19 protein-coding genes and 1 pseudogene are annotated in these 22,570 nt (G+C 73.2%); 15 read left to right on the forward strand and 5 right to left on the reverse strand.

Annotation, left to right across the window (positions count from 1 at the left end; translation table 11 throughout):
• Nucleotides 1-12: 12 nt before the first annotated feature.
• Both AB0C01_RS25405 and AB0C01_RS25410 read right to left on the reverse strand, forming a co-directional pair.
• Nucleotides 13-1,032, reverse strand: a pseudogene (locus tag AB0C01_RS25405) (choice-of-anchor A family protein); the annotation flags it as partial.
• A gap of 270 nt (nucleotides 1,033-1,302) precedes the next feature.
• Complete coding sequence (locus AB0C01_RS25410; protein WP_357253233.1) at nucleotides 1,303-1,632, reverse strand: TraR/DksA C4-type zinc finger protein; 330 nt, start codon at nucleotides 1,630-1,632, stop codon at nucleotides 1,303-1,305.
• 543 nt (nucleotides 1,633-2,175) lie between these two features.
• Between AB0C01_RS25410 and AB0C01_RS25415 the strand changes: the two genes are divergently transcribed.
• From AB0C01_RS25415 to AB0C01_RS25445, 7 genes are all read left to right on the forward strand, one after another.
• Complete coding sequence (locus tag AB0C01_RS25415) at nucleotides 2,176-3,159, forward strand: dehydrogenase (RefSeq protein ID WP_357253231.1); 984 nt, start codon at nucleotides 2,176-2,178, stop codon at nucleotides 3,157-3,159.
• 2 nt (nucleotides 3,160-3,161) lie between these two features.
• On the forward strand, nucleotides 3,162-3,560 hold the full coding sequence (locus tag AB0C01_RS25420; protein ID WP_355029810.1) for a 6-carboxytetrahydropterin synthase: 399 nt from the start codon (nucleotides 3,162-3,164) through the stop codon (nucleotides 3,558-3,560).
• Nucleotides 3,560-4,642: a glycosyltransferase family 4 protein gene (locus tag AB0C01_RS25425; RefSeq protein WP_357572396.1), complete on the forward strand. Its 1,083-nt coding sequence runs from the start codon at nucleotides 3,560-3,562 to the stop codon at nucleotides 4,640-4,642. Before AB0C01_RS25420 ends, AB0C01_RS25425 begins: the two co-directional genes overlap by 1 nt.
• A complete protein-coding gene (locus AB0C01_RS25430; RefSeq protein ID WP_357572302.1) occupies nucleotides 4,639-5,457 on the forward strand; it encodes a class I SAM-dependent methyltransferase in 819 nt (272 codons plus the stop codon). The genes AB0C01_RS25425 and AB0C01_RS25430 overlap by 4 nt, the downstream gene beginning before the upstream one ends.
• A gap of 66 nt (nucleotides 5,458-5,523) precedes the next feature.
• Nucleotides 5,524-6,462, forward strand: a complete 939-nt coding sequence (locus AB0C01_RS25435) for a lysylphosphatidylglycerol synthase transmembrane domain-containing protein (RefSeq protein ID WP_357253227.1) — start codon at nucleotides 5,524-5,526, stop codon at nucleotides 6,460-6,462.
• 57 nt (nucleotides 6,463-6,519) lie between these two features.
• Nucleotides 6,520-7,185: a GTP cyclohydrolase II gene (gene ribA / locus AB0C01_RS25440; RefSeq protein WP_357253225.1), complete on the forward strand. Its 666-nt coding sequence runs from the start codon at nucleotides 6,520-6,522 to the stop codon at nucleotides 7,183-7,185.
• The gene (locus AB0C01_RS25445; protein WP_357253222.1) at nucleotides 7,182-7,889 is read left to right on the forward strand and encodes a dihydrofolate reductase family protein; all 708 of its coding nucleotides are present in this window, start codon (nucleotides 7,182-7,184) and stop codon (nucleotides 7,887-7,889) included. Before ribA ends, AB0C01_RS25445 begins: the two co-directional genes overlap by 4 nt.
• Here AB0C01_RS25445 and soxR read toward each other — a convergent pair.
• Nucleotides 7,856-8,362: a redox-sensitive transcriptional activator SoxR gene (soxR, locus tag AB0C01_RS25450; RefSeq protein ID WP_357253220.1), complete on the reverse strand. Its 507-nt coding sequence runs from the start codon at nucleotides 8,360-8,362 to the stop codon at nucleotides 7,856-7,858. The two genes, AB0C01_RS25445 and soxR, sit on opposite strands and share 34 nt — an antisense overlap.
• 85 nt (nucleotides 8,363-8,447) lie before the next feature.
• Here soxR and AB0C01_RS25455 point away from each other — a divergent pair, with 85 nt between their 5' ends.
• The 4 genes from AB0C01_RS25455 to AB0C01_RS25470 all read left to right on the forward strand — a co-directional run bounded on the left by AB0C01_RS25455 (nucleotide 8,448) and on the right by AB0C01_RS25470 (nucleotide 13,227).
• Nucleotides 8,448-9,335 (forward strand): NmrA/HSCARG family protein, encoded by an 888-nt coding sequence (locus AB0C01_RS25455; RefSeq protein WP_357253218.1) that lies wholly within the window; start codon nucleotides 8,448-8,450, stop codon nucleotides 9,333-9,335.
• 34 nt (nucleotides 9,336-9,369) lie between these two features.
• The gene (locus AB0C01_RS25460; RefSeq protein ID WP_357572303.1) at nucleotides 9,370-9,831 is read left to right on the forward strand and encodes a GNAT family N-acetyltransferase; all 462 of its coding nucleotides are present in this window, start codon (nucleotides 9,370-9,372) and stop codon (nucleotides 9,829-9,831) included.
• A gap of 71 nt (nucleotides 9,832-9,902) precedes the next feature.
• Entirely contained in the window at nucleotides 9,903-12,617 is a 2,715-nt protein-coding gene (locus AB0C01_RS25465; RefSeq protein ID WP_357572304.1) for an Hsp70 family protein, read from the forward strand.
• 37 nt (nucleotides 12,618-12,654) lie between these two features.
• Entirely contained in the window at nucleotides 12,655-13,227 is a 573-nt protein-coding gene (locus AB0C01_RS25470; protein WP_357253212.1) for a nucleosidase, read from the forward strand.
• A 10-nt stretch (nucleotides 13,228-13,237) separates the two neighbouring features.
• Here the strand turns inward: AB0C01_RS25470 and AB0C01_RS25475 are convergent, their stop codons facing one another.
• Nucleotides 13,238-14,416 (reverse strand): low temperature requirement protein A, encoded by a 1,179-nt coding sequence (locus tag AB0C01_RS25475; RefSeq protein ID WP_357253210.1) that lies wholly within the window; start codon nucleotides 14,414-14,416, stop codon nucleotides 13,238-13,240.
• 123 nt (nucleotides 14,417-14,539) lie between these two features.
• On the reverse strand, nucleotides 14,540-15,721 hold the full coding sequence (locus AB0C01_RS25480; RefSeq protein ID WP_357572305.1) for a low temperature requirement protein A: 1,182 nt from the start codon (nucleotides 15,719-15,721) through the stop codon (nucleotides 14,540-14,542).
• Between the two features lie 169 nt (nucleotides 15,722-15,890).
• Here AB0C01_RS25480 and AB0C01_RS25485 point away from each other — a divergent pair, with 169 nt between their 5' ends.
• The 4 genes from AB0C01_RS25485 to AB0C01_RS25500 all read left to right on the forward strand — a co-directional run bounded on the left by AB0C01_RS25485 (nucleotide 15,891) and on the right by AB0C01_RS25500 (nucleotide 22,541).
• The gene (locus AB0C01_RS25485) at nucleotides 15,891-16,739 is read left to right on the forward strand and encodes a S1 family peptidase (protein ID WP_357253206.1); all 849 of its coding nucleotides are present in this window, start codon (nucleotides 15,891-15,893) and stop codon (nucleotides 16,737-16,739) included.
• Between the two features lie 97 nt (nucleotides 16,740-16,836).
• Entirely contained in the window at nucleotides 16,837-17,859 is a 1,023-nt protein-coding gene (locus tag AB0C01_RS25490) for a sugar kinase (protein ID WP_357572306.1), read from the forward strand.
• A gap of 131 nt (nucleotides 17,860-17,990) precedes the next feature.
• Nucleotides 17,991-18,602 carry a bifunctional 4-hydroxy-2-oxoglutarate aldolase/2-dehydro-3-deoxy-phosphogluconate aldolase gene (locus AB0C01_RS25495; RefSeq protein ID WP_357572307.1) on the forward strand — a complete coding sequence of 204 codons (612 nt, stop codon included), beginning with the start codon at nucleotides 17,991-17,993 and terminating at the stop codon, nucleotides 18,600-18,602.
• Nucleotides 18,603-18,827: 225 nt separating this feature from the next.
• A complete protein-coding gene (locus tag AB0C01_RS25500; protein ID WP_357572308.1) occupies nucleotides 18,828-22,541 on the forward strand; it encodes a S8 family serine peptidase in 3,714 nt (1,237 codons plus the stop codon).
• The last annotated feature ends 29 nt before the right edge of the window (nucleotides 22,542-22,570 follow it).

Genomic DNA, 22,570 nt, shown 5'->3' on the forward strand with positions numbered 1-22,570 from the left:
CTCGATGTCCGCCGGGGTGCCACCCGCGCAGGCGAGCGTGGTGCTGAACGGGAAGTAGTGGATCTCGCCGCCGCGGTGGTCCAGCGTACGGGTGATGACGCTGCCCTCGGTGTTGCTGGCCGAGAGGTCGGTGAGGCTGGCGTTGGGGGCGTAGATGGTGCCCTCGACCGTGGCCGCTCCCTGGGTGAGGGTGAGCGTGGTGGCGGTCGGGAAGTTGAAGAGGATGTAGCGCGCCTGCGGGCCGCCGATGCCGGAGAAGTTCGGGGCGGTCCAGGCGAAGTCGTTGCCGACACCGCTGGTGTCCACGTTGACCAGCAACGGAGTGTCCGCGGTGGGCTGGCTGGCGAAGGTCAGCGTCTGGATGTTGCTCAGATCGCTCGCGCTGAGGTTGAGCACGTTCGTCACACCGGGTGTCAGGGTGACCACGGCGTTGCTGCCCGCCGGGATCGGCCGGGGCAGCACGTCACCGTTCGGTGTGCGTAGCACCACCGTGTTGTCGCAGGTGGCCAGCCCGGCGGTGGTGTCGCGGAAACTCGCGAAGGCGCCGACGAAGTTGATCGGGGAGGCGGGTCCGACGCTGGCGACCGGCTGCCGGGTGACCAACTCGACGCGAGGTGCGGCGTCGTAGTTGTCCGACGGCAGGATCCGGGTGTTGACCTGGGCGCCGTTGTTGTCGGTGTCCCGGACGAACGTGCCGGTCAGGTCGCCGACCTTGGCGTACCCGCCGTTGAGCACCTGGAGCCGGCTGCCGCCGACGCTGCCGGCGAAGTTCACCCGTCCACCCACGACCAGCGCGGTCGGGTTGGCGTCGCCCGGCACGACGAACGACCCGGCGGTGGCCCCGGCCAGTTGGTAGCCGCCGAAGGTGAGGTCGCCACCGACGGCGAGGGTGCCCTCGTTCTCGTCGCTGAACACACCGGCGTTGCCTTCGGTCATCACCCCGAAGCTCAGCGCCTCGGCGACCGGGTTGACCGGTCCGATGTCCTCGGCCGCGACCAGCACCTGGCCCAGCGGGGGTTCGGCCGGCGTCAACGCCAGCAGAGTGTTGACTGCCAGCACGCCGCCGACGGCGACCAGCGCCGCGCCCCGTGACCTGCGCCTACCCCACGAAGAAATCCTCATCACGCCCCCGTTGGTTCGAATGTGCCAGGGGAGCGTATAGGGGTAAAAGAGTATTTGATGGGCTTTTGTCCGTTTAGCCGGGCGGCTGGCCGTAGCCGAGATCGTCCCGGGTCGCGGGCCGCGCGGGCCGGATCGGATCCCCTCCGGTCCGGCCCGCGCGAGTTCGCACCAGCCCAGGTGTCACCCCTTGTGCTTCTCCTGGCACGGCACGCAGAAGCGGGCATGCGGGAGGACTTCGAGGCGCTCGGCCGGGATGCTCGCGCGGCACCTCTCGCAGGCGCCGTAGGTGCCATCGGCGATCCGGCTCAGCGCAGCGGTGATCTGCTCGATGTGGCGGCGGGTGGCCACCAGCAGGGCGGCCTGGTTGTGGGCCTCGCCCGGGTCGCCGGTGTCGGCGTTGAGTTCGGTCAGTTCCCGTAGCCGAGCCGTCTGCGTCGCGAATTCGTCCGTCAGGGACGCTCGTAGATCAGCCAGCCAACCGTGCTCGACAGCGCGTTGATCGATGCTCATGGTCTGCCCTTCAGAAAGACGAGGAAAAAGAAAAAGGGCCGAAGCCTGAGTAGCTTCGCCCTGCGGTCGTTCTGGGATGCAACGATTCCGCGGGAGGGCCTCGGCCGGTGCGCGCCGGGCTGGACGTCCCGAGCGTGGGCACGATGTAGAGGGCACCGACGACCGGAACCCCCATGCACGCCTTGCCGCGCGCAGCCGTCACGACGCGGGCAGCACTGCCAGCCGTCACGTCGGTGACGGCTGGCGAGCGGAAGTTCACCCACGGCATGCCCCCACCATAGGGCGGCCAACGCCCGGAAGCCAACGCCCCTTGATCCACGCTCAACGCATCGGGACAGGCGATGGCACCCCGGGCGGCATCGGACTTCTGAGCACAGTCGAGGCACGGGACCGGTGACGCGTCGCCAGCACGGCTGGCAGCGCCCTGGGCCGATCACCGGAGACCGTCGAACTGTGGACTCGGTACCTCCGTGCTTATGATCGACGACCCGACCGGGGACGGCCGCGCTGTGCGGCCGGGAGTACGAGGTGAGGTGTGCGACGGTGATCCGCGAGGCGTACGCCTGCTGGGTGCGCGAGCCCGGCACGGCGGAGATCCGGCCGGTGTCGCTGCCGACGCCCGGCCCCGACGAGGTGCTGGTCCGCGCCCGCTACTCCGGGGTAAGCCGGGGCACCGAGACGCTCGTCTTCGCCGGCCGGGTGCCCACCGACCAGTACGCCGCGATGCGCGCGCCCTTTCAGGAGGGTGACTTCCCCGGCCCGGTCAAGTACGGCTACCTCAGCGTCGGGGAGGTCGAACAGGGTCCGCCGGAGCTGCTCGGGCGCACGGTGTTCTGCCTGCACCCGCACCAGAGCGCGTACGTCGTGCCGGCCACCGCCGTGGTGCCCGTGCCGGACGGGGTGCCGCCCGCCCGGGCGGTGCTCGCCGGCACGGTGGAGACCGCGATCAATGCGCTGTGGGACGCCGCGCCGCTGGTCGGCGACCGGGTCACCGTGATCGGCGCGGGCATGGTGGGCTGCTGCGTCGCCGCCCTGCTCGCCCGGTTCCCCGGCGTGCAGGTCGAACTCGTCGACGTCGACACTCGCCGGGCCGGGGTGGCTGGCGCGCTCGGCGTCGGGTTCGCCCAACCGGCCGACGCGAGCGGCGACCGCGACCTGGTCGTGCACGCCAGCGCCACCGGCGCCGGCCTGCAACACGCCCTGGACCTGCTCGCGCCGGAGGGCACGGTCATCGAGCTGAGCTGGTACGGCGACCGCCCGGTGCAGGTGTCGCTGGGCGGGTCGTTCCACTCCGGTCGGCTCACCGTACGCAGCAGCCAGGTCGGCATGGTCGCTCCCGCCCGGCGGGGACGGCGCAGCTACACCGACCGGCTGGCGCTCGCCCTGGACCTGCTCGACGATCCGGCCTTCGACGCGCTGATCACCGGCGCGTCCCGGTTCGCGGAGTTGCCCGACGTCCTCGCCAGACTGAGCGCGGGCGACCTGACCGCCCTCTGCCACCTCATCACCTACGACGACGGGGAGTGACCGTGTTCAGCGTGACCGTTCGGGATCACATGATGATCGCCCACAGTTTCCAGGGCGAGGTGTTCGGTCCCGCCCAACGCCTGCACGGGGCGACGTTCGTGGTGGACGCGACGTTCCGCCGTGCCGACCTGGACGCCGACGGCATCGTGGTCGACATCGGCCTGGCCACCGAGCAGCTGCGGGCCGTCCTGGGCGAGCTGACCTACCGCAACCTCGACGACGAGCCGGCCTTCGCCGGGGTGAACACCACCACCGAGGTGCTGGCCCGTACGGTCGCGGACCGGCTGGCCGAGCGCGTGCACGCCGGCCAGTTGGGGGCCGGTGCCCGCGAGCTGGCCGGCATCACCGTCACCCTGCACGAGTCGCACGTCGCCTGGGCCAGCTACGAGCGGTCACTGTGATCGATGCGGGCCGGGCGACGCTCTCCGCCGGCTCGGGTAGCACCAGCCGTACGGTGCACGTCGTCCTGCCCGGCGACATCGACGACCCGGCCGCACCCAGTGGCGGCAACACCTACGACCGGCGCGTCTGTGCGGGGCTCACCGACCGAGGCTGGGCGGTGCACGAACACGCGGTGCCCGGGGCCTGGCCGAGCCCCGGGCCGGCCGATCGGGCGGCCCTGGCCGCGGTGCTCACCGCCGCCCCGGACGACGCCGTGGTGCTGCTCGACGGTCTGGTCGCCTCGACCGTGCCGGACCTGCTCGCCCCGCACGCCGACCGGTTGCGCCTGGTCGTCCTCGTGCACATGCCGTTCGACGACGAGGCGGAGGGCCGGGCGCTGGCCGCCGCGCGGGCCGTCGTCACCACCAGCGAGTGGACCCGCCGCCGCCTGCTGCTGCGCCACCCGCTGCGCCGCGACCGGATCCGGGTCGCGCCGCCGGGCGTGACGCCCGCTCCGCTGGCGCCCCCCGGCTCGGCCGCCGGAGACCGGCTGCTCTGCGTGGCCGCGGTCACCCACCACAAGGGCCACGACGTGCTCGTCGACGCGTTGACCATCCGGGCCGAGTCGACCTGGACGCTTGTCTGCGCCGGCACGCTGACCCGGGAACCCGAGCTGGTGCACCGGTTGCGCGACCGGCTCGTCGACGCGGGCCTCGCCGACCGGGTGCGGTTCGCCGGGCCGCTGACCGGCGCCGCGCTCGACGCCGCGTATGCCGCCGCCGACCTGCTGGTGCTGCCGTCGCGGGGCGAGACGTACGGCATGGTCGTCACCGAGGCGCTCGCCCGGGGCCTGCCGGTGCTGACCACCCAGGTGGGTGGCCTGCCCGAGGCGCTCGGCCGGACCGCCGACGGTGACGTGCCGGGGCTGCTGGTGCCACCGGACGATCCGGCCGCCCTGGCCGGCGCGCTGAGCTGGTGGTTGGGCGACGAGCTGCTGCGGGCCCGGCTGCGCTGGTCGGCTCTCGCCCGGCGGCACACCCTGACCGACTGGACGGTGACGACCGCGTCGCTGGCCGCCGTACTGGAGGAGGTGGCGGCATGACCGTCGAGGAGACCCTGCCGTTCGCCGACTGGTTGCGGCTGCGGGAGCCGGCCGACGCGGCGGCGCGGGCCGAGGACCTGCTGGACGCCGTCCGCCCCCGGCTGACCGGTGGCACGCCGACGGTGATCCACGACCTGGGCAGTGGCACCGGCTCGATGAGCCGCTGGCTGGCCACCCGGCTGCCCGGCCCGCAGCACTGGGTGCTGCACGACCGCGACGCCGACCTGCTGTCGCGTGCCGCCGCGGGCATGACCGGCGTGGTCGCCGCCGACGGCGCCCCGGTCACCGTGGACACCCGGTGCGGCGACCTCACCCGGCTCAGCGCCGCCGACCTGGCCGACGGGTCACTGGTCACCGCGTCCGCCCTGCTGGACATGCTGACCGCCGAGGAGGTCGAACGGGTGGTGGCCGCCTGCGTCGGCCGGCCCACCCTGTTCGCCGTCTCGGTGACCGGGCGGGTTCGACTCACCCCGGCCGACCCGTTGGACGCCGCGGTCGAGGCCGCGTTCAACGACCACCAACGGCGTACCGTCGACGGCCGACGACTGCTCGGCCCGGACGCCGTCGCCGCCACCGCCGCCGCGTTCGCCCGACGCGGCGTGGACGTGCGGGAACGGCCCAGCCCGTGGCGGCTCGGCCCGGAGCAGGCCGACCTGGCCGCCGAGTGGTTCCGGGGCTGGCTGAGTGCGGCCTGCGCGCAGCGTCCCGACCTGGCCGGCCCGGCCGAGGCGTACGCCCGGCGGCGGCTGGCCGACGCGGCGGCCGGTCGCCTCGGCGTGCTTGTCGAACACAGTGACCTCCTCGCGGGTGGATGAACCGTTCCCACCCTGGGTACGTGCACTAGAACAAGTGGACGATCTTCAAGGGGAGGGCCGGCGTCGATGTTCTGGGCCTGGGCACGAGTGGTCGGCGGGGTGGGTCTGCTCGCCGTCCTGCTGTGGCAGGTGGGCAGCGGCCCGTTCGTCGCCGGCGTCCAGCTGATCGACGCGCCGGCTCTGGCCGCCGCGCTTGTCATCGGGGTGCTCACCACGGTCTGCGCGGCGTGGCGGTGGAGTCTGGTCGCCGGTGGCCTGGGCGTGCGGCTGCCGCTGGCGACCGCGGTGGCGCACTGCTACCGGGCCGTGTTCCTCAACGCCACCCTGCCCGGCGGGGTGCTCGGTGACGTGCACCGGGCGGTCCGCCACGGCCGCGACGCCGGGGACGTCAGCCGGGGCATCCGCGCGGTGGTCTGGGAACGTACCGCCGGGCAGGTGGTGCTCGTCGGCGTCGCGCTCGTGGTGCTCGCCGCCTTCCCGTCCCCGGTGCGGACGTATTTGCCGCTCGCCGCCGCGCTGCTGGTCGCGGCCGGACTGGTCGCGGTGCTGCTGGCCCGGGCCGTGCCGAACGCCGGCCCCTCGCGCTGGGCGCGGGCGTTGCGCACCGCCGGGGCGGACGTGCGGTCCGGGCTGCTGTCCCGGCGCACCTGGTTCGGCGTGCTGATCGCCTCCACGGTGATGGTCGCCGGTCACCTGGCAACCTTCCTGGTGGCAGCCCGCACCGCCGGATCCGACGCCCCGCTGACGCGGCTGCTGCCGTTGACGCTGCTCGCACTCCTCGCCATGGGCCTGCCGCTGAACGTCGCCGGTTTCGGACCGCGCGAGGGAGTTGCCGCGTGGGTGTTCGGCGCGGCCGGCCTCAGCGCGGCCGAGGGCGTCGCCACCGCCACCGTCTACGGTGCGCTGATCCTGGTCGCGAGCCTGCCCGGGGCCGCGGTGCTGCTGGTGCGACGGAACCGACATCCGGTCGCCGCCCGGGAAGCCGCCCCCGTTGGCGGTTGTTGAGTCGGTGGTGAGGAACACGCGTCGCCGCGCGCCGGTGACGCCGGACAGAGGAGTCCCATGCCCGAAGCATTGCCGGTAGCCACGATCCGTACGCAGGTCACGGTGCCGTTGACGTTTCCCGACGGCTACACCACGACGGTCCGGGTGTTCTCGTTCAAGGGCCTGGTGGACGGTCGGGAGCACCTCGCGCTCGGCCTCGGCGACTGGGCGGGCGCCCTGGACCGGCTCGCCGCCGGGGGAGAGCCGCCGCTGGTCCGCCCGCACAGCGAGTGCCTGACCGGCGACGTGTTCGGCAGCCAACGTTGCGACTGCGGGCCGCAGTTGCGCGAGGCGGTGCAGCGGATCACCGAGACCGGCGGTTTCCTGCTCTACCTGCGGCAGGAGGGCCGCGGCATCGGCCTGTACGCCAAGCTCGACGCGTACGCGTTGCAGGACGCCGGGCTGGACACCTACCAGGCGAACGTCGCGCTGGGCCGGGGTGAGGACGAGCGGGACTACACCGCCGCCGCGCAGATGCTGAGCACGCTGGGGGTGCCGCGGATCCGACTGCTGAGCAGCAACCCGGACAAGGCCGTGCAGCTGACCCGCCTCGGGGTGGACGTCACCGAACAGGTACCCACAAGCGTCTTCCTCTCGCCGGCCAACGCCGACTACCTGGCCGCCAAGGCCGCCAAGGCGGCGGAGGTCGTCTCGGTCGCGCCCGACCTGCCCGTCGACAAGTGAGCCGCACCCCGGCGCCGACGCGGCCGTACGTGCTGCTCAGTTGCGCCGCCTCGATCGACGGGTACATCGACGACACGTCCGACAAGCGGTTGCTGCTGTCCAACGACGACGACCTGGACCGGGTCGACGCGGTTCGGGCCAGCTGCGACGCGATCCTGGTCGGCGCCGGCACCGTCCGCCGTGACGATCCTCGACTGCTGGTGCGTTCCGCGAGCCGCCGGGCCGAACGGGTGGCGGGTGGTCGGCCCGCCTCGCCCGCCAAGGTCACCCTGACCGCCCGCGGTGACCTCGACCCGACCGCCCGGTTCTTCACCGCCGGCGACTCGACCCGGCTCGTCTACTGCGCCACCGGCGCGCTGGAGAAGACCCGGGAACGTATCGGTCGACTGGCCACGGTGGTCGACGCGGGGGAGCCGGTCGACCCCGCGTGGCTGGTGAGCGACCTGGCCGCGCGGGGCGTGCGGCGGCTGATGGTGGAGGGCGGCGGGACGGTGCACGCCCAGTTCCTCGCGGCCGGTCTCGCCGACGAACTGCACCTGGTGGTCGCCCCGTTCTTCGTCGGCGACGGCCGGGCGCCCCGGTTCGTCGGCGAGGGGAGTTTCCCCTGGCACCCGGGCCGCCGCGCCCGGCTGGTCGAGGCCCGCCAGATCGGCGATGTGGTGCTCCTGCGCTACGCCCTCTCCGACCGCTGCACGGAAAGCTGACCCGGGGGGAGCGGGGGTTGCGGCGTGGGTAGGCGGCGGGCGCCGGGACCCTCGCGGCCCAGCACGTCGCGGGGGTTGGTCAGGTGGCAGTCCCGCAGGGAGAGGCAGCCGCACCCGATGCACGCGGTGAGGTCGTCCCGCAGCGCCCGCAGGTGCTCGATGCGCTCGTCGAGGACGTTGCGCCAGTCGGCGGACAGACGAGCCCAGTCGTCGCGGGTCGGGGTGCGTTCGCTCGGCAGCTGATCGAGGGCCTCCCGGATCACCGTCAGCGAGATGCCGACGTGTTGGGAGGCCCGGATGAATGCCACCCGGCGCAGCGTGTCGCGGGCGTACCGGCGCTGGTTGCTCGCCGTCCGGCTGCTGCTGATCAGGCCCTTGCGTTCGTAGAAGTGCAGCGCGGAGATCGCGACGCCGCTGCGGTCGGCGACCTGGCCGACGGTGAGTTCGTGAAACGTGGTGCGCGCCCTGGGCATGGGACCAAGCCTAGGACTTGACCTCAATCGAGGTTGAGGCCAGAGACTCGGCGGCGTCCACAACCGCGAGTCAGGGAGCACCCTCATGGCACACGTTCTCGTCATCGGCGCCACCGGCAAGCAGGGCGGCGCCGTCGCCGACCTGCTGCTCGACCACGGCCACGACGTCGTCGCCTACGTGCGGTCGCCCGATTCGCCCGCCGCGGTGGCGCTGTCCACCGCCGGAGTCCGGCTCGTCGCCGGGGACCTGGCCCACCCCGAGGGCCTCGCCGACGCCGCCAAGGACGTCGATGCGATCTTCGGCCTGTCCGTCCCGTTCGGATCCGGCGGGAAGGACGAGGAGGTCGCCCAGGGACGCCACCTCGTCGACGTCGCGGCGCGTGTCGACGCGCACCTGGTCTACTCGTCCGTACGCGGTGCCGGCCGGTTCGTGCCCACCGAGCTCGACCATGCCGACAGCAAGCAACTCGTGGAGGCGTACCTGCGGGATCAGCAGGTCCGGGCCACAGTCCTCGGGCCGGTGTACTTCATGGAGAACGCGCTCAACGTCGGGTTCAGCCGCCTGACCGACGGTGTCCTGGCCAATCCGCTGACCGCCGGCAAGCCGCTGGACCAGGTGACCGTCCGCGACATCGCCGGTCTCGCCGTGCACGCCGTCGAGCACCCGGACCGGTTCGTCGGCGAACGGATCGACGTCGCCTCCGACCGGATCACCGGCGACGAGGCGGCCGGCATCCTCAGCGACGTGCTCGGCCGTGAGATCCCGTACCAGCAGATGCCGTTGGACCAGGTCCGGCAGTGGGCCGGCGACGAGATCGCCGACATGTTCCAGCGGTTCGAGGACAACACCGACTTCGTCGACATCGACGGGCTGCGCGCCAGGTACCCGGAGGTGACCTGGCACCGTTACGCGGAGTGGGTCCGCACGGTCGACTGGGACCGCGTCCTCGCCGAGCGGCCGAGCTGGCAGTAGGCCCGCACCGGCCCGCCCCGATAGGGTGGCCGGCGTGCCGCGACTCGTGCAGATCACCCCGGACAACGTCGAAGCCGCCTGCCGGGTGAGCGTGCGACCGGGGCAGGAGAAGTTCTCGTCTCCGGTCGCCTGGTCTCTCGCCGAGGCGTACGCGCAGCCCGACGTCGCGTGGCCACGGCTGATCGTCGAGGGTGACGACATCGTCGGCTTCCTGATGGGCTTCTTCGACATCGTGTGGGACCCGGCCAGCCCGGACGACAGGCGCTCGGGCCTGTGGCGGCTGAACATCGCCGCCGAGCACCAGGGTCGCGGGTACGGCCGTTTCGCGGTGCGGGCCGTCTGCGCCGAGGCGCGCGACCGCGGGCACGACCGCGTGTTCACGACGTGGGAACCGGGGACGGACGGCCCGGAGCGGTTCTACCTGAAGCTCGGCTTTCGCCCCACCGGGGAGACCAGCGGCGGCGAGATCGTCGGGGTACGGCACCTGACCGACTGATCAGCGGGGCGGCGGGGCCTGCGTACGATGCGGGGTCGAGTTCCCCTCGTCGCGGCGGAGGTATCGGGCAGATGGCAGGCCAGCACGAGGGTTTCGCCCTCGGCGTCGACCTCGGTACGTCCAACACGGTCGCGGTGCTGCGCTGGCCGGACGGGCGGACCCGTCCGCTGCTGATGGACGGTCAGCCACTCAGTCCGTCCGCCGTGTACGCCGACCCGGACGGCACCCTGCACACCGGGTGGGACGCCCGCCGGTTGGCCCAGACGGACCCGGCCCGGTTCGAGGCGAACCCGAAGCGCCGGGTGGACGAGCCGACGATCGTGCTCGGGGACCGCTCGTACCCACCGGCCGACCTGCTCGCCGCGGTGCTGGCGGCGGTCGCGCGGGCCGCCGTGGGCGCCGTGGGGTTCCTGCCCCCGGCCGTGCTCACCTGCCCGGCCGCCTGGGACGCGACGCGGCGGCAGGTGCTCGCCGACGCCCTGCTGCTGGCGGGCTGGCCGCAGGTGGCCGAGCACACCCTCGCCGGGCCGACGCCGCCGGGCACCCGGCTGCTGCGGGAACCGGTGGCCGCCGCCCGCTACTACACGCAGGTGCTGCATCGTCCGGTGCCGGTCGGCGAAGCGATAGCGGTGTTCGACTTCGGCGGCGGGACCCTCGACGTCGCGGTGCTGCGCAACGAGGGAGCGGACCCCTGGGGTGACTCCGGGTTCAGCGTGGTCGCCGACGGTGGCCTGCCGGACCTGGGCGGCCTGGATCTCGACGCCGCGTTGGTGCGGCGGGTCGGCGAGCTGGTCGGGGAGCGGCACGCCGCGCAGTGGTCCCGGCTGATCCGACCGGAGGACCCGACGCAACGCCGCGACCAGGTGCGGCTCTGGGACGAGGTACGAGGTGCGAAGGAGACCCTGTCCCGCTCGACGGTGGCGCCGGTCGCGGTGCCGGGGGTGGCCGAAGCTGTCCAGCTCACCCGGGCCGACGTCGAGCGGGCGGCCACGCCGCTGCTGCGCCGCGCGGTGGACCGGGCCCGGGAGGTGATCGCCGCCGCCGGGCTCAGCCCCGACCAGCTCGCCGGGCTGTTCCTCGTCGGTGGCTCGTCGCGGATCCCCCTGGTGGCCCGCATGGTGCACACCGAACTGGGAGTGGCGCCGACGGTGCTCGACCAGCCCGAACTGCCGGTGGCCGAGGGTGCGCTGACCGACCTCCCGCTGCGCCGACAGGTGCCGACACCGGCGTACGCCGGGCCGCAGCTTGCCCCACCGGCTGCGGTGAGTCCGCCCGCGCCGGCGGGGCCGGCGGGGGCCGTGCCGTCGCAGCAGCCCTGGCCGGGCTCGCCCACGCCGCCGGGACCGGGCTGGGCGGGCGCCCCACCGGCCGGTCCGCCCCCGCCGGGCTGGAAGGGCGGCCCGCCCGCCGGTCCGGCGGGCGCTCCGCGCTGGCGGCGGGCGCGCTGGGTGGTGCTGGGCGCGGTGCTGGCCCTGCTCGGGGTGGGCGCCGCCGCGACGCTGTACCTGACCCGGGACCGCTACCCGGACCTGGAGTTCGCGTCGTCGCTGCGCGAACTGTCCCGGCCGACGGCCGGCGGCGAGCGACCGCCCGAGATGTGGACGGCGGTCCTCGGCGACCGGGCCTACCTCGGCTTCCCCCTGCCGGACGACCGGCTGGAGGTGGTGGCGGTCGACACCGGCACCGGCGACGAGCTGTGGCGCAGGGCGACCGACGTGCGGGCCGACGACTGGAAGGCGATCATCGCCGCCCCCGGGGCGGTCGCGGTCCTCGGCGACGCACCGGGCGACAGCACCCCGCGCCCGCTGGCTGTCCTGGACGGTCGTTCGGGCACGCAGCGCTGGCAGCGCACGGTGCGCGGTGACGACGACATCTACGTCGCGGACGACACGGCGGTGCTGGTGGACCGGGGGGCGGCCCGGCTGGTCGGGCTGCGCCTGAGCGACGGCACCGAGAAGTGGAACCAGCCGAACCTCCGCGACCAGTACGACGGCAGTCGCACCGTGGTCCGGCCGGTGGGCAGCGACGAGGCGGCGGGTGGACCCGCCTTCCTCGACGGGACGCCCCGCCACCCGTGGGCGGGCAAGGGGCGGCGACTGGTCCAGGTGGGTGCGGACCGGTCGGTGCGGGTGCTCGACCTGGCATCCGGCAAGGTGCTCCGCCAGTGGGGCAACGTCGCCGACCTCGACGATCTGGTGGTCGCCCACGAGGACCGCCTGTTCGTGGCCGCCAACGAGGGCGGTTACCAGCTGCTGGCGTACGACCTGGGTTCCACCGCGGAACCGGTGGTGCTCTACCGCTCCGGCAACGACGAGCAGCGCCCGAAGGCACTTGTGGCCTGCGGTGAGCGGCGGGCCTGCCTGTTGCAGGTGCCGAACAGCGACGTCCAGCGCACCGAGGTGGTGGCGGCCACCGAGGGCGAACAGGCGGACCACTGGCCGGCGCCGGGTGTGACCGACCTGGTGCCGGTGGGGGAGCAACTGCTCGCCCAGCGGGAGTACCCGGAGCCGGCGTTCACCCTCTTCGACGCCTCCGGCAAGGCGGTGTTGCGCGACCGGAGCGGTGTGGGGGTCCGGCTGGACGCGGGCAACCTGCTGGTCTTCGCCAAGGCGCCCAGCGTCGTCGCGGACAACCGGGTGCTGGCCGGTGTGTGGGCCGAGTCCGGGGAGGTGGACGAGTTGGGCGAGCTGAAGGACGTCCGTAGCTCGTCCTGTTCGTGGAACACCCACGTGATCGCCTGCGGCGCGGAGAAGGACTTCGTCGTGTACCGCTTCACCACGGACTGACGTCACCGGCCCCGAAGCCGGCTCGTACGATGCTCCGGTGAATCTTCGGGGTACGGTCCGCGCCGATCGTCCGTTGGTGGTGCTCGCCGTCGGGGAGGAGGCCCGCTACCTCCCGCCCGAGCTACCGGTGCTGCTGACCGGCATGGGCAAGGTGAACGCCGCCAGCGCGGTGGCCGCCGTGCTGGCTGCCGGGCCGCGCCCCAGCCTGCTGCTCAACCTGGGTACGGCGGGTGCGTTGCGCCCCGGATGGGCCGGCATCCACGAGGTCGCCACCGTGCTCCAGCACGACCTGGACACCGACCTGCTGCGGACGCTCACCGGCGAGACCTACGGGGCGCCGCTGGCCCTGGCCGCCGAGGGTGCGGTGCTGGCCACCGGTGACACGTTCGTGGCCGACGACGCGGCGCGGGACCGGTTGGCGCAGCGCGCCGACCTGGTCGACATGGAGGGGTACGCGGTGGCGTGGGCGGCCGCCCAGGCGGGTGTGCCGTGCCGACTGGTCAAGCAGGTCAGCGACGAGGCGGGGGACGGCGCGGCGCGCACCTGGCGGGAGTCGGTGGACGCGTGCGCCCGGGACCTCGCCGAGTGGGCCGGCCAACACCTCGGCTGACCGGGCCGCGTCAGTCGTCGGGTTGCCGCACCCGCAGACCCGGCGTGGTCTCCCGGGCCGCTCCCGGTATCAGGATGTGCGCGGCCAGCCCGAGCGCCACGGTCGTGGTGACCAGCAGCGGCGGCCACCGGCCGGCCCAGGGCAGGGTCAGCAGCGGCAGGGGGAGGCAGAGCATTCGCCGCCACGGCACGACCATGGACACCAGCAGGGTGAACAGGACGCGGCCGAGCACGAACAGCGCCGGACCACCCAGGATCAGCAGGAGCCACCCCACCGGTGTCGTGCCCGTCGGCCGGCTGACGACCCGGTCGAACGAGGCCGCCGTGGCGACCACGCCGGCCAGCATCACCAGATGGGTGTACGGGGCCACCCGCGCCGGCCGCCCCGCCCTCGCGCCGGCCTCCAGCAGTTCGCCGGCCCGGAACACGTAGACCTGCCAGAGCAGCAACATGATGGCGAACGCGCAGAACAGCGCGGCGACCCGGAGCCCGGCGAACTCGCCCCGGCTGACCTGCAGGGTGGGCACCAGGATGATGTCGCCGAGGGCCAGGATGACGAACTGCTGGTACCGCTCTCCCAGGTGCGCCGTGGTCCGCTCGTACTGGTCGAAGGGCACCCGACCCAACCCGGGCGTGGGGTAGCGGGCCGCCGCGGAGACCAGGTCGATCGTGATGGCGATGGTCCAGAGGGTCCAGAGGGCCGTGTCGGACAGCGCGCCGCTGATCCAGAAGACGCCGGACACCAGGAACCAGAACAGGAACCGGGTGGCGCGGATCATGGCGGACCGGTGCCGCTGCTGGTGCAACTTCGTGATCAGGATGATGCCGCGAATCACGTGCGTGCCGACGTACGCCGTGGCGAAGACCAGCGCGTGCCCGCTGGTGACCTTCGGCAGCGAGGCGCCCATCCCCACCGACCCGACCATGGCGACCATCAGGATGGTCTGGATGGGGCGCTGCTGCGGGTCGTAGAACTCGGTGGTGGTGGAGGTGACCGACCAGGTCCACCAGATCGCCGTCAACATCAGCAGCACCGTCGCCGCGCCGGCCCAGGTGTGGCGTTCCGCGAGCAGCGTCGAGGTCAGCGCGAGTGAGGCCACGAAGACCACGTCGAAGAGCAGTTCCAGCAGCGTGGCCCGAGTTGACCCGTCCGGCCGGCGTACCAGTGCCGCGGTGCCTCCGGTGGTCATGCCCGGCCTCCCGCCGTGTCTCCCGAGAATTATCGGCGGTGCCGGTGGAGACCGTCCCCGGATCGGCGATTCCCGCCGGTCAGGGAGGTGGGCGGTGCCGGCCGGCCCGCACCTCGTCCGAGGTCAGTCGTCGGTTCGCCGGACGTCCAGCCCCGGCGTGGTCTCCCGGTCTCCGACGGGGACGAGGACGTGACCGGCCAGCGCGAGCGCCACGACGGCGGCGACCAGCAGCGGCGGCCAGCCGCCAGCCCACGGCAGCACCAGCAGGGGCGTGAGCTGCCAGGCCACCCGCCGCCACGGCACGGTCCAGCCCACCAGCAGGGCGAACAGGACGCGACCGAGCACGAACAGCGCCGGGCCGCCGATGATCAACACGAGCCACCGCACCGGTGTCGTTCCGGTCGGATGGCGAACGACCATCTCGAACGAGGCCGCCGTGGCGACCACACTGGCGAGCAGCGCCAGGTGGGTGTACGGAGCCAGCCGTACCGGCCGGGGCGCCCTGGCCTCGGCCGCCACCAACAACTCGCTGGCGCGGAACACGTAGATCTGCCAGAGCAGCAGCATGGTGGCGAATGCGCAGAGCAGGGCGACGACCCGGAGAAATTCGAGTTCGCCGCGGCTGACCTGCAGGGTCGGCAACAGGATGATGTCGCCGAGGGCCAGGATGACGAACTGCTGGTACCGCTCGCCCAGGTGCCCGGTGATCCGCTTGTACTGCTCGATGGGCACCTTGCCCAGCCGGGGGGTGGGGTAGCGCGCTGCCCCGGCCACCAGGTCGATCGTGATGGCGATGGTCCAGAGCACCCAGTTCGGACGGTGGGACAGCGCCCCGGCGAACCAGAAGACGCCGGACACCGTGAACCAGAACAAAAAACGGGTGGCCCGCTCCCTGGCCGTCCGGTGCCCCTGCCGGTGCAGGGCGACGACCAGGATGATGCAGCGCGTCACGTGCGTGCCGACGTACGAGATCACGAAGAGCAGCAGGTGGGCGACGCTGACCATCGGCAGCGCCACCGCCATCCCCACCGAGCCGACCATGGCGATCATCAGGACGGCCTGGATCGGGCGCTGCCGCGGATCGTAGAACTCGGTGGTGGTCGCGGTGAGCGACCAGGTCCACCAGATGGCGGTCAGCATCAGCAGCACCTTGGCGCTGCCGGCCCAGGTGCGCTCCTCGGTCAACAGTGTCGACAGCAACGCGAGGGCGGCCACGAAGACGACGTCGAAGAGCAACTCCAGCAGCGTGGCCCGGGTCGACCCCTCCATCCGGCGTACCAGCGCCGCGTCTTCTCCGGTGGTCATGCCCGGCCTCCCGCCGTGTTCCCGAGGATTATCGGCGGCGTCGGTGGGCTCCGTCTCCGGATCGGCGATTCCCGCCGGTCGGCGAGGGGACGGCCGGAGGTTGCCACGGCGGCGGACCCGGGGCGATGCTTGGGGGCATCCATCATGCTCGATCCTCGCGGAGGTTCGGATGCGCCGCTCCCCGCTCGTCGCCCTCGTCCTGACCACCCTCCTGCTCGGCACGCCCAGCACGGCGCGGGCCGCCGGCCCCCACCGGGCCGCCGACGCGGCCGCCGTGCTTTCCGGGGTACGCACCGCCGGCACCGCCTGGGGCCTCGACCCCGCCACCGGCCGGATGACCCTCACCGTCGACGACACCGTGGCCCCGAGCGAGCTGGCCGCACTGCGGGCGGTGACCGACCGGGCCGGCGTGGCGCTGCGCCGCGAACCCGGAACGCTGCGCCCCCTGATCGCCGGTGGGCAGGGCATCTACGGCGGTGGCGCGCGCTGCTCGCTCGGCGCGAACGCGCGCAGCGGCAGCACCTACTACGTGATCACCGCCGGGCACTGCACCACCGCCGCCGCCACCTGGTACACCGACAGTGCGCAGACCACCGTGCTCGGCACCCGCACCGCCACCAGCTACCCCACCAACGACTACGGGCTGATCCGCTACACCGGGCGGATCGCCCACCCGAGCGCGGTCTACACGTACCCGGGTCTGCTGACCATCCACGGACCCGGCACCGCGTACGTCGGTCAGGCGGTCTGTCGCAGCGGCGTCACCACCGGCGTGCGGTGCGGCACCGTCACCGGCCTCAACCAGACCGTCAACTACGCCACCGGCGTGATCTACGGCCTGATCCGCACCAACATCTGCGCCGAGCCGGGCGACAGCGGCGGGCCGCTCTACGTGGCCTCCACCGGCACCATCCTCGGCATCCTCTCCGGCGGCAGCGGCAACTGCACCTCCGGCGGCACCACCTACTACCAGCCGATCGGGGAGGTGCTCGCCGCTTACTCGTTGACATTGCCCTGAGCGCCGATGGGTGTGACGTATGACGGGTTGCTCGCCTCGCGTTCCAACACCTAGGCTCGGCGACGCCCAGCACCCCCGCCGCGAGGACGTGTGCCCGATGCCGACCGACTCCCCACCTGACGACGCGACCGTCCCGGGCTCCGCGCCGATCGAGGTGGCCACGGTCGGGGAGACGATGGTGGTGCTCTGCCCCGCGCCGGGCGAGCCGTTGGAGCACGCCGACCGGGTCGCTGTGTCGGTCGGCGGCGCGGAATCCAACGTGGCCGGTTACCTGGCGCGGCTGGGGCACCGGGCGGCCTGGGTGAGCAGGGTCGGCGACGACCCCTTCGGCCGGGCCGTCGTCCGGCACGTCGCCGCCACCGGCGTCCACGTCGACCAGGTCAGCGTGGACCCGGCCGCCCCCACCGGCCTGTACGTCAAGGACCCGAGCCCGGAGGGCACCGCCGTGCACTACTACCGGGCGGGCTCGGCGGCCTCCCGGATGGATCCCGGCACGCTTGCCGCACCAGAGCTGACCGGTGCCCGGGTGCTGCACCTGTCCGGCATCACGCCGGTGCTCTCCGCCTCCTGCCGGGCGCTTGTCGAGCACGCCGTGGCGGACCGGCCGCTGGCGGGGGCACTTGTCAGCTTCGACGTCAACCACCGGGGCCGGTTGTGGCCCGCCGCGCAGGCCGCGCCGGTGCTGCGCGACCTGGCCGACCGCAGCGACCTGGTCTTCGTCGGGCAGGACGAGGCGGAGACGCTGTGGGGCACCGCCGACCCGATGGCCGTACGCCGGCTGTTGCCCGGGCCGGAGACGGTGGTGGTCAAGGATGGCGCGGTGGGTGCCACCGCACTGTGCCGGGACGCCGAGCCGGTCTTCGTGTCCGCGCCCCTGGTGAAGGTGGTGGAGCCGGTCGGCGCCGGAGACGCGTTCGCGGCCGGCTACCTGGCCGGGTTGCTCCGCGGCCTGGATCCCGTGCGACGCCTGCGCCTCGGGCACCTCGTCGCGGCACAGGCGTTGACCAGCAGCGGCGACAACGCCCCGGTCCCGGCATGGGCCTGGTTCGAGAGGCTGATCGACGCCCCCGTCGAGGCCTGGTCGCCGCTCGACCTGACCGGCGCCCTGGCGACGACCTGAGTCATACCGTCGCAGTCCGACCCGGCCAGGTCGGCGCTCGACCCGGCCAGGTCGGCGTTCGACCCGGCCAGGTCGGCGTTCGATCCGGCCAGCAGGCAACAGATTCACCGCGATCTCGGATGGAGTGCACCATGACCACAGCGGACTTCGAGCACATCTTCGGCAGCGCCCGGGTGATGGCGATCCTGCGCGGCCTGCCGGTCGCCGAGACCGTTCGGCTCGCCGAGCGAGCCTGGGACCTCGGCATCGACGTGGTGGAGGTGCCGGTGGCCACCCCGGACGCCGTAGCGTCGCTGCGCGCCGCCGTCGAGGCGGGCACCGCGCGGGGCCGGATCGTGGGCGCGGGCACCGTGCTCGACATCGAGCAGGTCGCCGCTGCCGCCGACGCGGGCGCCCGGTTCACCGTGGCGCCCGGCCTGGACCTCGCGATCGCCGACGCGGCGGCCGCCCGTGGTCTGCCGCACCTGCCCGGTGTGGCCACCCCCACCGAGGCCCAGCAGGCGCTGCGGCACGGGCTCACCTGGCTCAAGGCGTTCCCCGCGATCTCGCTCGGACCGGCCTGGTTCAAGGCCATGGCCGGCCCGCTGCCGCAGTTGCGCTTCGTCGCGACCGGCGGCCTGGACGCGGGCAACGCCGAGGCGTTCCTGCAAGCCGGCGTACGGGTGGCGGCGGTCGGCTCAGCCCTGTCCGACCCGACCCAACTCGACCGGCTAGCCGCCCTGCTAACCCGCCCCTCCAGCTAACCCACCCACCCCCACCCACGACCGGGTTGATCAAGAAGTTTGCGTCACCGGAAGCCGGAATCCTGACGCAAATCTCTTGATCAACCCGGTGGGGCGGGGCGCGGCCGCCAGGGCGGGTGGCGGGTTTGTGCCATGGCGTAAGTGCGTCGGGGGTTGGTGGGCGTCGGGGGTGGGTGTTGCGTCGATGCTGTGCGGCGTACCACTTCTCGACGCAAAGAGGTCATCTTGGCTCTGTCTCGCCGGCGTCGCCGATCCGGGCTGATCGCCCTCGGCACCGCCCTCACCCTGGCGGCCGGGTTCACCCCACCCGCCGCGGGGGCGTCCGCCGCCCCGCCGACCACCCCCGACCGCCCGGTCGGCCTTCCTCCGGCCGCCGCCGGACGCGCGTCCACCGTCACGCTGATCACCGGTGACACGGTCACGGTGAGCACCGCGGCGGACGGCAGCACCGTGTCGACCGTGCGCCGCCCGGACGGCAGTACGCCGACCTTCCACCGCACCGTGCAAAACGGCGACACGTACGTCTACCCGGACAGCGCGCTGCCGTACGTCACCAGCGGCGCGCTGGACCGGCAGCTGTTCAACGTCACCGAGCTGATCGCCGACGGCTACGACGACACCCACACGGACAAGCTGCCGCTGATCGTCACGATGACCGACGCGGCGGTCCGCGCCCGCACCCGCCCCACAGTGGACGGCTCCGAGCTGGTCCGCCCGCTCGACAGCGTGCGGGGTGCCGCGCTGACGCGCCAGCGCGCCACCGCCGACCGGTTCTGGACCGCTCTCACCGCCGGCACCGCCCGGCGTACGGGTGCCGCCCCGACCCTCGCCAACGGCATCGCCAAGGTCTGGCTGGACGGACGGGTCCACGCCGACCTGGCCGACTCCACCGCGCAGATCGGCGCCCCGACGGTCTGGGCCGGGGGCAACACCGCCACCGGTGTCGACGTCGCGGTCCTCGACTCCGGCGCCGACGCCGAGCACCCGGACCTCGCCGGTCAGATCGCCGAGTCCAGTAGCTTCGTGCCCACGGAGCCGGACATCCTCGACTACAAGGGCCACGGGACACACGTCGCCTCGACGATCGCCGGCACCGGCGCCGCGTCCGGCGGGGTCGAGCGGGGCGTCGCCCCCGGTGCCCGCCTGCACATCGGCAAGGTGCTCAACAGCGAGGGCAGCGGGCAGGACTCCTGGATCATCGCCGGCATGGAGTGGGCGGCCCGCGAGCAGAAGGCCCGGGTCGTCAGCATGAGCCTGGGCGGCGAGGCCACCGACGGCAGTGACCCGATGAGCCAGGCTGTCGAGCGGCTCAGCGCCGAGACCGGCGCGCTGTTCGTGATCGCCGCCGGCAATGGCGGGCCGAACAGCATCGGCAGCCCGGGAGCCGCGGACTCCGCGCTCACCGTGGGCGCCGTCGACGCCACCGACCACCTCGCCGACTTCTCCAGCCAGGGACCCCGGGCCGGCGACGGCGGGCTCAAGCCCGAGATCACCGCGCCCGGCGTGGACATCCTGGCGGCCCGCTCCCACTACGTACGCGGTGGGTCGGGGGACTACACGCTGATGAGCGGCACGTCGATGGCCACCCCGCACGTGGCCGGCACGGCGGCGCTGGTTGCCGCGGCGCACCCGGACTGGACCGGTCAGCGCATCAAGGAGGCGCTGGTCAGCACGGTCAAGACCACTCCGGAGTACACCCCGTACCAGGCGGGTGCCGGCCGCGTCGACGCGGTCGCCGCCACCCGGGCCACCGTCTTCGCCACCCCGAGCGCGTACTCCGGCTTCCAGGCCTGGCCGCAGCAGCCGGGCAGGACCGTCGACCGGACGGTCACCTACACGAACCTCGGCACCGCGCCGGTCACGCTGAAGCTGGCCCTCGACGCGACCACCGCGCCGACCGGCCTCTTCGCCCTCTCCGCCGACCGGGTGACCGTGCCCACCGGCGGCACCGCCACGGTCACGCTGACCGCGGCGTACGACAAGCTGCCGGTGGAGAAGCAGGTCAGCGGCATGATCGTCGCCACCGACGACGCCGGTGTGGTCCGCGGTCGCACCCTGATCGGCGCCGGCAAGGAGGGTCAGCGGCAGAACCTGACGCTCGTCGCCAAGGACCGGGACGGCAAACCGCTCGTCGGCAAGGTCATCCTCACCACCGACGGGCTGTTCACCGCCGTGGACCTGCCCGAGAGCGGCACCGCCACGCTGCGGCTGCCGGTGGCGAGTTGGACCGGCTGGATCACCGCGGACGTGCGCGGCGTGAACGGTCCGCGTTCCAAGGGCATGGCGATGCTCAGCTTCACCGACGTCAACCTGGACCGCGACCGCACCGTCACCCTGGACGCGCGGGCCGCCCGGCAGGTACGGGCCACGGTGCCGCAGCAGGTCACAGCCACCTCGCTGCGGATGGACATCCACCGGTCCACCGCTAACGGCCTCACCGAGAGTCAGGTGCTGCCCAACGACTCGTACGACAGCATGTGGGCGTTGCCGACGAGCCGCAAGGTCACCGACGGCGAGTTCGAGTTCGGTGCCCGGTGGCGGCTCGAACAGCCGGCGTTGACGATCTCCGCGGCCGGCCGCGCGTACGACGATCTGCTGGTGAAGCGGGCGACCCCCGCGCTGCCGGCCGGTCGTCGCCAGCTGGACGCGGTCTACGTCGCCGACACCTCGGCGGCCGGGCTGGCCAAGCGTCCGGTCCGGGACCGGGCGGTGGTGGTGCGGCGCAGCGACACCGTGGAAATCGCCACCCAGGCGCGGGCCGTCGCGGCGGCCGGGGCGACGCTGCTGCTGGTGGTCAACGACGGCGTCGGTCGGCTCGACCCCTGGGACGAGACGCCGTGGAGCCCGCAGAGTCCGGCCCCGGTGACCGTGGCGACGCTGACCGCCGACGAGGGCGACCAGCTCATCGCGGCGCTGGGCCACGGCCCGGTGCGGCTGACCGCCGAGTCGCACCCGGAGACCACCTACCTGTACGACGTGGCGCACCACTGGACGGGAACGGTGCCGGCCGACCCCACCTACCGGCCGGCCAAGCGGGACCTGGCCCGGGTCGACGTGGAGTTCCGCAACTACCGGCCGGGCAAGGCGCTGGAGTTCCGCACCGACGTCTGGAAGGGCATGGCCTCGGGCAACCAGGAGACCGTCCCGGCCCAGGGTCGGCGCACCGACTGGGTGACCGCCGGCGAGCGGTGGATCGACGACGCGTACATCGTCGGCGAGACGGGCCAGCACCTGATGGAGGTGGCCACCTATCCGGCCGGCCGGCCGAGCGCCGTCGAGTGGTTCGGGCCGATCCAGCGACCCCGGATGGGTGGGGGTTACGTGCCGGTGCGCTACCTGGACACCCTCTACCTGCCCGCGCCCGGCTGGGGCGACGGGGGTGGTCACATCGGTGAGGCGCGCGCCAACTACGACATGGTCAACCGGACCACCCTCTACCAGGGTGACCGGGAGCTGAACTGGGGCAACGCCGAGTATCTCCAGGTCTCCGGCCTGGCGGCGCAGCGTCTGCCGTACCGGTTGGTGGTGGAGAACGACCGGGCCGCCTGGACCAACCCGTACTCCCGGCAGACCCGCACCGAGTGGGGCTTCACCTCGGCCGCCACCGGGGAGGAGTCGTCGGCGGTGCTGCCGATGATCCAGGTGGACTACCGGGTGGCCCTCGACTCCGCCGGCACGGCGTCGCGGCGGGCACCGTTGACGGTGGTCGCCGCCCACCTGCCCGGTGTCTCGGGCACGGTCGGCGCGGTCACCGTCGAGGTGTCCTACGACGACGGGGCGACCTGGCAGAAGCAGCGCTTGAGCCGGCACGGGGACGGTTGGCGTACCTCGCTCGCCGCACCGGCGAAGGCCGGCTTCGTGAGCCTGCGCACCACCGCGCGGGACGCCGCCGGCAACACCGTGAGTCAGCACATCACCCGGGCGTTCGGTCTGCGCTGACGCCCGTGTGACCGGCCGCCGGTCGGGTG

Source organism: Micromonospora sp. NPDC048905 (genome assembly GCF_040649655.1).
GTDB lineage: Bacteria > Actinomycetota > Actinomycetes > Mycobacteriales > Micromonosporaceae > Micromonospora.